Raw genomic sequence first — 10,624 nt, 5'->3', positions numbered from 1 at the left:
TGAATGTATCGACTTGCATTGTGAATGTATCGGCTTGCATTCATAATGCATCGACTTGCACTCACAGTTGAAAAAGGACGCAAATGGCGCGTACCCTTATGGGGAAGCAAGCTACGCGTAGCGTCTCGCAGAAAAGGAAGAGAAAAGAAGGAGCGATCGCTGTTTGAAGTTAGAATTTAGGGACGATCGCTATTCCCCTGCTTGTTGTTTGAGTAAATTGACCAAACTATCAGATAACCACAAACCAGCGTCACGCAAAGCTTGAATTCCAGGAGATATGCTTGGGATTATTCCACGTCTTTTTGCTAATATCAGCAAGCCTCCTGTTCCAATAGTAGTAATACCTAAAGCTTGACCACAACGCCGTGCTGCCCTATCGTCAACAATAGCGGCACAGTCTGAAGTTTTTAGTGCCAAACTCAATACTTGTGATTCCCCCTTTCCCAAATCCCAAGCTGCTACAACAGGCGCAATAGCATTAACTTCTACTGTTTGTATCCAAGAAATACTGGGTAATTGTGTTGATGCGACATCATCTTTTGTTGTGACTTCTTCAAAAACACCGAATGGAACTAAAACTTCTGTGAATAATTGGGGAATTAATTTTGCTTGCTGACTTTTCAAAAGAACAATCAAAGGTGAAGAGTTAATAATTACACGATTAATCGACATTTGCCAGTTCCTGGGCTAATTCTTGAGCAGTATATTGCATAAAATCTACTTGGTAGCGTGATAAGGCATTAATAAATTCAGCACGAGTTAGTCCAGCAATTTCTGCTGCTTTGGCTTGTGAAATGTCACCTAATTCATACCATTTAACTGCTGCGGCAATTCGCATTTCTTGGATAAATTCTTCTGGATTTTTACGAAGTGCTGAAAATACTGTTTCTGGTAATTGGATTGGTACTGTTCGCATAAATTTATCCTCAGAACCTCAAATTTGGCGTTTGGAACTCGAAATAAGTAAGCGCTCGCTCTATGTTTCAGTTTAATTTAGAGATGAATGAGCGATCGCCCTTTGCTAATGAGCATGAGAATCGAACCGCAAAGGACGCAAAGGGCGCGAAGGAAGAGAGAAGAAGGAGCGATCGCTATTTGAAGTTACAATTGATGGCGATCGCTGCTAAAATTTCAACTACAACTGTTGTGTGGTATCAGTTTGGTGTGATTTTGGGATAAAGGGTGCGATCGCGTAGCGTGCCGGAGGCAATCGTTAGCGATATGGTTTTCTTAAAAAGATTGCATAATTTTCCCGAACTCTTATCGTATCGGGATGACCTACACCTAAAGTCTGCTCACAAATTGCCAAAGCTTGCTGAAACAAGGCTTTGGCTTCGCTGTAGCGTCCTGTAGAATTGTAGAGTAATGCGAGATTGTTTAAGCTATCGGCGACATTGGGATGGTTGTCTCCCAGTAAGCGTTTGCTTAGTTCTAAAGCTTGCTGATATAGGGGTTCAGCTTTGCTGTAGCGTCCTGTAGAATCGTAAAGTGCTGCGAGATTATTCAGGCTAGAGGCAACATGGGGATGGTTGTCTCCTAATAAGCGTTTTCTCAGTGCCAAGGCTTGCTGATACAGAGGTTCGGCTTCGCTGTAGCGTCCTGTAGAATAGTAGAGTACTGCCAGATTATTCAGGCTAGAGGCAACATGGGGATGGTTGTCTCCCAATAAGCGTTTTATTAGTTCCAAAGCTTGCTGATACAGGGGTTCTGCTTTGCTGTACCGTCCTGTAGAACAGTAGAGTGCTGCAAGATTGTTCAGGCTAGTAGGGACAGTGGGATGCTTGTCACCCAGTAAGCGTTTTCTCAGTTCCAAAGCTTGCAGATACAGAGGTTCCGCTTCGCTATAGCGTCCTGTAGATTCGTAGAGTCCTGCGAGATTGTTCAGGCTAGTAGCGACATCGGGATGGTTGTCTCCTTGTAGGCGTTTTGTTAGTTCCAAAGCTTGCAGATACAAAGGTTCCGCTTCGCTGTAGCGTCCTGTAGATTCGTAGAGTCCTGCGAGATTGTTCAGGCTAGTGGCGACATCGGGATGGTTGTCTCCTTGTAGGCGTTTTGTCAGTTCCAAAGCTTGCAGATACAGAGGTTCCGCTTCGCTGTAGCGTCCTGTAGATTTGTAGAGTCCTGCTAGATTGTTCAGGGTAGCGCCGACATTGGGATGTTCTAAACCAAGACGATTTTCAGCGACCTCTACACATAGTTTGTACCAAGGTTCTGCTTGCTGATAAAGTCCTTGACCTTTATAAAACCAGCCTAAGCGTGTGAAAGGCCAAATTAAATCCTCGTTGCTGAGATAGTCGGATAAGTGGGTTGCAACTTCTGCAATGTGAGAGATAAAGGGAGTGAGATTTAAAATATCTTCACGGTTAGGCTGTTGCGGAATTTGCTTTGCCACCTCTACCATCTGCACTGTAAAGTTTGTTTTCACCTCATCTGCATTACTTAACTCATCCAACTTCATTTGGAAAAATTGCCGAATCAGTGGATGTAGACGATATATTCCTTTGCTTTGTCGTTGTAGTAAATGCAGTTTCCGCAAATTAGCTATAGCTTTCTCCCATAATTCTTGTGCATCGTCATCTTCTATCCCCTCAACAGAAAAAGGAATATCAGCCAAAGCATACAAACTCAGCCAACAGCCAACACCTTGTGCTTTCTCATCCAACTGTTCCCAACTCAATGCAAAAGCTTCAGCAACACCATATTCATAACGCATAAATGGGTTAGCCTTGGCTACTGCTTCGTATTCTAGTCGCTTTTTCTCTAGCCGCTTCAGCAGTGTCTCCAAAGACAAATCTGGCATTGTATCCAGATATCGGCCAACTAACTCTAACGCCAAAGGCAAATATCCCAAGAATTTACAAATTTCTCTCGCAACCCAAGGTTCGCTTTTAAGTCGTTCTTTATCAACCAGCGATTTTAATAATTTCATCGCCGCCAATGGTTTGAGAACACCCAAAGATAATTGCGGCAAAGTTCTGTCAAATTTCTCGCGCGTTGTCAGCAATACTTTAAACCGGGGTGATTCTGGGGGTAAATAAGGTTGAACCTGTTTTTTGTAGTCGGTGACATTATCAAACACCAGCAGTACTTCACCTTGTTGCCAATTCTGCCAACAGTCTCTCAACCTATCTGCTAATTCCCAATCATCCCGTGTAATGAGTTTAAATTTTAATTCCGCAAATCTGAGAATCTGAATTCCGACATCTATTCCCTGTGCTGATAACCAGCAAACCCCACCTTGATATTTCTGCAAATGCTGTTTGGCGTATTGGGTAGCGAGTTCAGTTTTACCAACTCCACCCATACCTGCCACAGCTACAATTGCAACTTGCCGAGATGTTTGTAATTGCTGGTGCAGCTTTTGTAGTTCCGCCTCTCGTCCCACAAATTTTTCAAATGGGACAGCAGGGGGAATATTTTGATGAATTTCTTTAATTGTGGGGCGAACATCTTGCCCGCCATTATTATATTTCGCTGTCAGGCAAGCCCGTAACTTTTCCAGCTTACCCCGACTGTTAGAAGTGGCTAATTCAGGATAACTCTTGGCGAACTTGTCATACACCTCAGCCATCCGCTTTTTAACAGCAGCAACACCAATGTTCAACTCGCTGGCAACTTTTGCCTCACTATTGCTTGATTTTTCAGTCTTCAACCGCTCTATAAAAGCTGTCTTTTCCTCCAAGGACAAGTCATGATTTGCGGCTTCTTGTTCTAAAAAATCACGCCATTGCATAGACAGCTTGTAAGATTTCTACTTAATTCTACTTAAGTTTCTACTTTTAGGGAATCTCCTCTTCTTCTGGCAGAAATACCATTTGCATAGAAACATTTAGAAGAGGTTTAGCCATGAAAACTGCCTTAACAACTCCTGTCAACTCCAATCAAACCACCCAAACTTCGCAATTAATCCCCGCCTCGCCAACATCGGTAGAAAATCCATCTACTTGGATGCGAGATGGATATAGCCCTACTGAAATTATTCTGGCGGCAGCAATTTTAACTTCATTGTCGATTGGGGGAATTGCCTCTGTGATTGTGGCGATTACAGGTTTAGTTAAAACTTTAGTGCCTGTGATGGTAAGCCCGACAAGGGAAAAAAAGAAGTAGTCAACTTAGAGCCAAGCGAATGGAATGTTACAGTATCGCTGAAGCGCGGGTATGAAGCAGCATCGATTCGCTCTAATTATTGCTGTAAGACAACTTGGTAGAGAAATATGAAAGGCAAGCAAAGGCGATCGCAATTGCGATTGCAGGTTAACAAGCCCGTTGTAGCAGACGAACGCAAGCGCCCGGTACGGAGTTAAAAGATATTTGCTGCCGTGGATCTTTAACGTTAGCCCGATCGCATCTTTCATAAACTGCAACGCCGAATACTGCAAATGCATAGGCGTAGCCAGCCGTAGGCATCGCCGAAACTATGAAAGCTCAATCACACGAGCGGCGATCGCCAATTTTCAATCTTAATCAAGTTGATTAACTTGGCGATCGCTTCCATCGGACGGTTATGCCATCGCAACTGCCTTTTTACGAGAAGGACGTTTACGGTCTGATTTTTTCTTCAATCCCACCGCTTGGGCTTGATCGCTATCTGAGCCATATTGCCCGCGCACGACTTCTTTCATCGCTAATACAGCATTATGAAATTCCCATTCTGCTAATCTGGCAGCATCAGCAGCAGCCCGGTATAAAGCTAGTTTCTCAGTGCATTGTGAATGTATCAACTTGCATTATTAACACATCGGCTTGCATTGTAAATGCATCAACTTGCATTATCAACACATCGGCTTGCATTGTGAATGCGTCTTACGGAGTAAGTTTCAAAACACACCTTAGTTAGATTCTCTATGCCAAATTGTCATGATACTATTCGGCTTATTCCTGTTATTGCTTGTAGGAGGCAATTATAGAGATCGGTAAACGCAGTTTTTAATAAACTGCTTCCGCTTTGGGATTAAAGCAAAACGACACTACAGCAATGAATCCAGATTATCTGGGGTAAATATTAGATTTTAACTCGTCATTAAATTAGCGATCGCACCTAACTATCCGATCGCGACAGTTTTGCGTTTCAAAATACACTTTTATTCAAGGAAAGCTTTGATTATGTCCAACTTCAAAATATTTTCTACTGGTTTAGCAGCGATCGCTTTATCTGTCGCAACTGGTTGCACACCAACTACTCCCCGTGACCAGAATACATCGGAAGTCCCATCTGCTCAGTCTGTGCAAGCAACTGAAAGTCCATCTCCAAGTGCTTCTCCAACTGCTTCCCCAACTGTTTCACCAACTGCATCAGGGCAAAATAACCTCAGTTCTTCAGATAGACAATTTATTACTGAAGCGGCTCAAGATGGTTTAGCAGAAGTCCAATTAGGACAACTTGCATCACAACGTGGAAGGAGCAATGTAGTCAAACAATATGGACAGCGTATGGTTCAAGATCATACTCAGGTCAACGCACAACTCAAACAGTTGGCAGCTCAAAAAGGTGTCACACTGCCAACTAGTATCGGCAGCAATAATCAGCAAATCAAGCAACGTTTATCTAAGCTTTCTGGCACTAACTTTGATCGCCAATATCTGAATCAGATGCTTCAAGCTCATGAAAAGGATGTCGCGGCATTTCAAACTGAAGCTCAACAGGGACAAGATTTAGATGTGAAAGCATTTGCGGCTCAAGCGCTACCAACCCTCCAAAAACATTTGGAAGAGGTTCGTTCCATTGTTAATCCTGGTGGAACTTCAAATAGTACCCCAACTAGCAGCCCAACTAGCACTCCAACTAGTAGCCCAACTAGCACCCCAACTCCAACCAGCACCCCCTAAGTCCAAAATTTCATCATTAAAAAACTACAATGTCTGAATTGTTTAAAGGATAGTTTTCTGGTCGTCAGATTCTAACAACTGCTAGATTAGGAGCCATTTCAGCCGCCGCACTTGGTAGTATGAACGAAGAGATTGCAGCCCAACAACCGACTGGGCAAGCTACCCCACGTGGAGGTTCCTTACAGACCAAAAACTTATAACCTTGATTTACGAAGCCGCACAAACAGGCAAAACAATCTCTCTACCTCGTCTATAATCAGGACTGGATGCCACTCGTAGCTAGGCTCCTAGACTGCTTCATTAAAATTGAAGCGTTTTTTTAAATGCAGAAGGACGCATTAACATTGCAGAGGAACGCATTAGCATTGCAGAGGAACGTATTGGCATTGCAGAGAAACGCATTAGCATTACAGTGGAACGCATTGGCATTGCAAAGCGGCGCATTGGCATTGCAAAGAGACGCATTGGCATTGCAGGGGAACGCATTAATTTAACTTAGTACAACATTTCATTAATTTGTAGCGAATTTCCTGCGCTTACCTTTGCGCTCCTCTGCATTTAAATAAAATTAAATCTTCAAGCAGTTCGTTAAAAAAATTGACTTTCACAAATAGTTATAGCTCAATAAAGTTCAGTTAGCGTCAAAAACTACCGAAAATGTTGGGTTTCGTTCCTCAACCTCAACCTACGATTATCCTTAAATGAAGTGTATTGATTTATAGCCTTAACTAAACTCTATTAGTTTTCATTGTCACTATCATATCCTCAAGCTTCAAAACTACTATAAATAGAAAAATAAACAATCAAATGAATGAATTACAAGCAATTTTAGAAGGCTTTGAATCCAGTCAAGAAAGTGGTGAAATCACTTTTCTTGCCACTGTAGTTAAAACTCAAGGTTCAACCTATCGCCGACCTGGTGCTAAAATGTTTATGACAAATACAGGTCGGATGATCGGAACAATCAGCGCTGGTTGCTTAGAGAATGACGTATTTGAGTATACTCAGCAACGAATGTCAGACGGCAAACCAATTCTTGTGACTTACGATCGCACCGCCTCGGAAGATATTCTTTGGGGTTTTGGTTTAGGATGCAATGGCGTAGTACAAGTTCTCATCGAACGGCTTGAGAGAAAAAGCATACCCAATGCGATCGCTTTTACACAAGAGTGCTTTCATAAAAAACATTTGGGTATCATTGCTACAGTCTTTGCTTTTGAAGGCGAGGTAGATGTAAAACTTGGGTCGCGCTTGCTGCTGTATCCAAATGGTAAAATTGTCACTGACATTAAAGATCCAAATTTAATTGAATCTCTGAGTGCAGATGTTCAAGCGGCCTTTGTTAATCAAAAGTCAAGCGTCAACAACTATCAGTTACCTTTAGGCAGTGCAGAAGTTTTCATCGAAGTCATTCAACCACCCACACCTTTAGTAATCTTTGGTGCAGGTTATGGCGCTGTACCCGTAGCAAAGTTTGCTCAAGCATTAGGTTGGGATGTTACTGTAGTTGATTGTCGAGCTAATGAGACAACTAGAGCGCGATTTCCTCTAGGTTGTGATGTGATCCTTAGCAATCGAGATATTTTACATAAACAGATTTTTATAGATGTTCAAACAATAGCTGTAGTGATGACGCATAATTATCTTGACGATCTAGAAATTTTAAAGATGATGCTACCATCTCCTGCACGTTATATTGGCGTTTTAGGAACAAAGCATCGCACAGAAAGATTGCTGCAAGATTTATCCATCAAAGGGATAGTTCCTACTAGTGAACAATTAAATAGATTGTATAGTCCTGTTGGTATTGATATTGGTGCAGAGACACCAGAAGAAATAGCGATCGCCATCATTGCAGAAATTCAAGCAGTGCTGACAAACCGTAAGAGTAATTTTTTAAAAAATCGTAATCAACCAATTCATAAAAGTTATCAAAACAATTTTAATTAGTAACTGGGGACATAGTGCTTATCTGTTATGATATTGACCCATAAGCAATATAGAAACTGAAACATCAAGCATAGCTATTATTCTTGTGACGGGTACAGCAAAAAACCTGTTGCTTGATTAAGGATGTCGTTTTTTGCGTCACATTGCAGAAATTGCGATCGCTTCAGTTTGTAACCTGTGGTAATCGAATGTCCTTGAAGTTAATTTTTCGATTGCTTGATGTTCATCATTATGTATTTACTGCTTATAAAGCCAATTTGGTCTACATTTTTGTTTAAGTCCCAATAGGATTTCTATATGCAAAAAAAGGTAGTGTTGCGATGAGAATCTTGCTGATTGAAGATGACGAAGTTTTAGCAAGTGTTTTGTTGCAGTCTCTTACCCAACAACACTATGCTGTTGAAATAGCAGAAGATGGACAAATTGGCTGGGAATATGCCCAAGCTACGAACTACGACCTGATATTAACAGATGTGGTATTGCCGAAGCTGGATGGTATTACTTTATGCCAGCGCTTACGTTCTAGTGGCTGTTCCACTCCTATTTTATTGATCACAGCAAAAGATGAAACTAGCGATCGCATTCGCGGACTCGATGCTGGAGCAGATGATTATCTAATTAAACCTTTAAATTTGAGAGAACTGCAAGCAAGAGTACGCGCTTTGCTACGTCGCGGCGATACTCCCCGTCCTCCAGTGCTAGAAGTTGGAGCATTGCGTTTAGATCCAAGTATTTGCGAAGTAACATACGACAATCAAGTTCTGGATTTGACACCTAAAGAATATAGTCTGCTGGAGATATTACTGCGGAATCCATTGCGGGTTTTTAGTCGGGGAGATATTATCGAACATCTCTGGACTTTTGACGATCCACCCCAAGAAGAAACTGTGAAGTCTCATATTAAGGGGTTACGACACAAGTTGAAAGTAGTTGGAGCCGTAGACTGGATTGAAAACGTTTATGGTTTGGGATATCGCTTAAAATCCCAAAAAACTACTAGTAGTGAAAATATCAAAAAAGAAATAACTCAAAAAAATCTAGTTGAAAATTCTTTCACACCCGATACCTCTCCATCTGTTGAACAGCAGTTTAAGCAAGCAATGAATGGGCTGTGGAGTCAATACCAGGGGTTAATGACACAGCGAATGGAGGTATTGCAACAAGCAGCAGCAGAACTCTCTAGCGGCACACTAACTATAAAATTACGTAATTCGGCTGAACGGGAAGCGCATAAGCTAGCTGGTGTTTTGGGAATGTTTGAGCAAGAGACAGGAACTCAAATAGCACGGAAAATTGAACAGATTTTAGCCAAAGATGGAGAGTTATTAGCAGCCCAAAAACGCCGACTGATATCGCTGATACAAGAGTTAGGCGAATTGTTAAACTTAATGGCACAAAAGCTAGTAGATCAAACTGCTACCTCGATTGAGGAAGAGATAAGTTCTAAGTTACTGCTCATTGACCCTGATTTACAACTGGGTTCACAGTTGCAACAAGTGGCATATTCTATGGGAATGCGTTGGCAGCAAATAACAACGTTAGAAGGTGCAAAAAACTTCTTGCAAACCACATCACCAGATTTAGTAGTGCTAAATGTAGATGAGATAGGGCAGCGAGAGGAAAGTTTAGCATTAATGTTGGACTTAGCAACATACACCCCTCCTATACCTGTTCTGGCACTTGCTGTCACCGATCGACTAGTGGATCGTGTAACTTTGGCTCAGTCTGGGGCACGGGGTTTTCTCCTCAAGCCTGTCGCTGCAAGTCAAGTTTGGGAAACTGCCTCACAAATCTTACAGTTTACCCGTTCTTTAAAAGTAAATGTATTAGTAGTTGATGATGACCCGCTTATTTTAGCAGCACTAGGCCCAATGTTAGAACCTTGGGGAATGCGAATCACCGGATTGGACGATCCCCGACGTTTCTGGGAAGTATTACAATCTACTGCACCAGATTTGTTGATTTTGGACGTGGAAATGCCCCAAATTAGTGGTATAGAACTTTGCCAGGCAGTTCGCACAGATCCCCAATGGCAGGAATTGCCAATTGTCTTTCTGACGGCTCACCGAGAGATGGAAACGGTGCAGCAGGTGTTTGCTGCTGGGGGAGATGATTATGTGGTTAAACCTGTTGTAGGGGCAGAATTGCTGGCCAGGATTACCCATCGCTTAGAACGCAGCCGCTTACTCCAGTCGCTCTCTACCAAAGATCCCTTAACGGGACTGGCAAATCAATTTCAGTCTAGCCGCGACTTACAACGCCTAATTGCTCAAGCCGAAAAAAATCAGCGATCGCTTTGCTTGATGATCTTGAATATCAGCGATTTACGCCAAATTAATATCCAGTACGGCCATGAGGCTGGTAATCAAGTATTGCAACGATGGAGTCGGCTATTTCAATCAGCATTTTGCAGTGGCGAAATATTAGGCTATTGGGGTAATGGAGAATTTGTGGTAGGAGTTTCTGGTTTTACTGAAACAGAAGTAAGTGTAAACACAGAGCAACTTGTCGTCAAACATCGCCTCAATGAAATTTTAATTAAGCTTCGCCAGCAAGTATTTACAGCTTCAAATGGCGATCGCTTTCAGGTAACTTGTAACTTTGCTGTGGTTGAGTATCCTAATGATGGACTAAACTTACAATCTCTATACCAAGTTGCTAATTCTATGTTTAAGCAGAGCTAAAAGGCAATAGGAAAGAAGGCTTTTTGAGTATTGGGTAAAGGATGTATTCAAAACCTTTCCCCATTTCCCTTTCCCCTTTAACCCTTTAACCCTCAATGATGCTGATAACCGTATTGCTGCTGTAACATTTAAAGGCAGTATGTAGTTTTGCTATAGTTAAATAC

The 10,624-nt window shown here is 42.0% G+C and carries 10 protein-coding genes and 1 pseudogene; 7 read left to right on the top strand and 4 right to left on the bottom strand.

Going from position 1 to position 10,624, the window contains the following annotated elements:
* Window positions 1–45: 45 nt before the first annotated feature.
* A complete protein-coding gene (locus IQ274_RS37205) occupies window positions 46–180 on the top strand; it encodes a hypothetical protein (RefSeq protein ID WP_265578507.1) in 135 nt (44 codons plus the stop codon).
* A 9-nt stretch (window positions 181–189) separates the two neighbouring features.
* On the opposite strand, the gene IQ274_RS02760 is transcribed toward IQ274_RS37205, so the two are convergent.
* Both IQ274_RS02760 and IQ274_RS02755 read right to left on the bottom strand, forming a co-directional pair.
* Window positions 190–672, bottom strand: coding sequence for a DUF3368 domain-containing protein (locus tag IQ274_RS02760; protein ID WP_193867301.1), 483 nt, complete (start codon window positions 670–672; stop codon window positions 190–192).
* Window positions 662–916, bottom strand: coding sequence for a UPF0175 family protein (locus IQ274_RS02755; RefSeq protein ID WP_193200542.1), 255 nt, complete (start codon window positions 914–916; stop codon window positions 662–664). The genes IQ274_RS02760 and IQ274_RS02755 overlap by 11 nt, the downstream gene beginning before the upstream one ends.
* A 62-nt stretch (window positions 917–978) precedes the next feature.
* On the opposite strand from IQ274_RS02755, the gene IQ274_RS02750 reads away from it, so the two are divergent.
* Complete coding sequence (locus tag IQ274_RS02750; RefSeq protein ID WP_193867300.1) at window positions 979–1,179, top strand: hypothetical protein; 201 nt, start codon at window positions 979–981, stop codon at window positions 1,177–1,179.
* A 34-nt stretch (window positions 1,180–1,213) separates the two neighbouring features.
* On the opposite strand, the gene IQ274_RS02745 is transcribed toward IQ274_RS02750, so the two are convergent.
* Window positions 1,214–3,733, bottom strand: coding sequence for a tetratricopeptide repeat protein (locus IQ274_RS02745; RefSeq protein ID WP_193867299.1), 2,520 nt, complete (start codon window positions 3,731–3,733; stop codon window positions 1,214–1,216).
* A 113-nt stretch (window positions 3,734–3,846) separates the two neighbouring features.
* Here IQ274_RS02745 and IQ274_RS02740 point away from each other — a divergent pair, with 113 nt between their 5' ends.
* Window positions 3,847–4,107 carry a hypothetical protein gene (locus IQ274_RS02740; protein ID WP_193867298.1) on the top strand — a complete coding sequence of 87 codons (261 nt, stop codon included), beginning with the start codon at window positions 3,847–3,849 and terminating at the stop codon, window positions 4,105–4,107.
* 395 nt (window positions 4,108–4,502) lie between these two features.
* On the opposite strand, the pseudogene IQ274_RS02735 reads toward IQ274_RS02740, so the two are convergent.
* Window positions 4,503–4,703, bottom strand: a pseudogene (locus tag IQ274_RS02735) (hypothetical protein); the annotation flags it as partial.
* A gap of 400 nt (window positions 4,704–5,103) precedes the next feature.
* Here IQ274_RS02735 and IQ274_RS02730 point away from each other — a divergent pair.
* The 4 genes from IQ274_RS02730 (at window position 5,104) to IQ274_RS02715 (ending at window position 10,460) form a co-directional block, all read left to right on the top strand.
* Complete coding sequence (locus IQ274_RS02730) at window positions 5,104–5,826, top strand: DUF4142 domain-containing protein (RefSeq protein WP_193867297.1); 723 nt, start codon at window positions 5,104–5,106, stop codon at window positions 5,824–5,826.
* A 344-nt stretch (window positions 5,827–6,170) separates the two neighbouring features.
* The gene (locus IQ274_RS02725; protein ID WP_193867296.1) at window positions 6,171–6,320 is read left to right on the top strand and encodes a hypothetical protein; all 150 of its coding nucleotides are present in this window, start codon (window positions 6,171–6,173) and stop codon (window positions 6,318–6,320) included.
* A gap of 313 nt (window positions 6,321–6,633) precedes the next feature.
* On the top strand, window positions 6,634–7,776 hold the full coding sequence (locus tag IQ274_RS02720) for an XdhC family protein (RefSeq protein ID WP_193867295.1): 1,143 nt from the start codon (window positions 6,634–6,636) through the stop codon (window positions 7,774–7,776).
* 320 nt (window positions 7,777–8,096) lie between these two features.
* Window positions 8,097–10,460 (top strand): response regulator, encoded by a 2,364-nt coding sequence (locus IQ274_RS02715; RefSeq protein ID WP_193867294.1) that lies wholly within the window; start codon window positions 8,097–8,099, stop codon window positions 10,458–10,460.
* Window positions 10,461–10,624: the final 164 nt, after the last annotated feature.

Origin of the sequence: Nostoc sp. LEGE 12447 (assembly GCF_015206985.1) — a bacterium.
In the GTDB taxonomy this organism is placed as follows: Bacteria; Cyanobacteriota; Cyanobacteriia; order Cyanobacteriales; family Nostocaceae; genus Nostoc.
The sequence above is the reverse complement of the archived record's forward strand: the minus strand, read 5'-3'. Positions and strand labels throughout refer to the sequence as shown.

What these genes read in the sequence shown, in the direction of transcription:
- IQ274_RS37205 (WP_265578507.1), top strand. Translation starts at nt 46, where the DNA reads ATGCATCGACTTGCACTCACAGTTGAAAAAGGACGCAAATGGCGCGTA.
- IQ274_RS02760 (WP_193867301.1), bottom strand. Translation starts at nt 672, where the DNA reads ATGTCGATTAATCGTGTAATTATTAACTCTTCACCTTTGATTGTTCTT.
- IQ274_RS02755 (WP_193200542.1), bottom strand. Translation starts at nt 916, where the DNA reads ATGCGAACAGTACCAATCCAATTACCAGAAACAGTATTTTCAGCACTT.
- IQ274_RS02750 (WP_193867300.1), top strand. Translation starts at nt 979, where the DNA reads ATGTTTCAGTTTAATTTAGAGATGAATGAGCGATCGCCCTTTGCTAAT.
- IQ274_RS02745 (WP_193867299.1), bottom strand. Translation starts at nt 3,733, where the DNA reads ATGCAATGGCGTGATTTTTTAGAACAAGAAGCCGCAAATCATGACTTG.
- IQ274_RS02740 (WP_193867298.1), top strand. Translation starts at nt 3,847, where the DNA reads ATGAAAACTGCCTTAACAACTCCTGTCAACTCCAATCAAACCACCCAA.
- IQ274_RS02730 (WP_193867297.1), top strand. Translation starts at nt 5,104, where the DNA reads ATGTCCAACTTCAAAATATTTTCTACTGGTTTAGCAGCGATCGCTTTA.
- IQ274_RS02720 (WP_193867295.1), top strand. Translation starts at nt 6,634, where the DNA reads ATGAATGAATTACAAGCAATTTTAGAAGGCTTTGAATCCAGTCAAGAA.
- IQ274_RS02715 (WP_193867294.1), top strand. Translation starts at nt 8,097, where the DNA reads ATGAGAATCTTGCTGATTGAAGATGACGAAGTTTTAGCAAGTGTTTTG.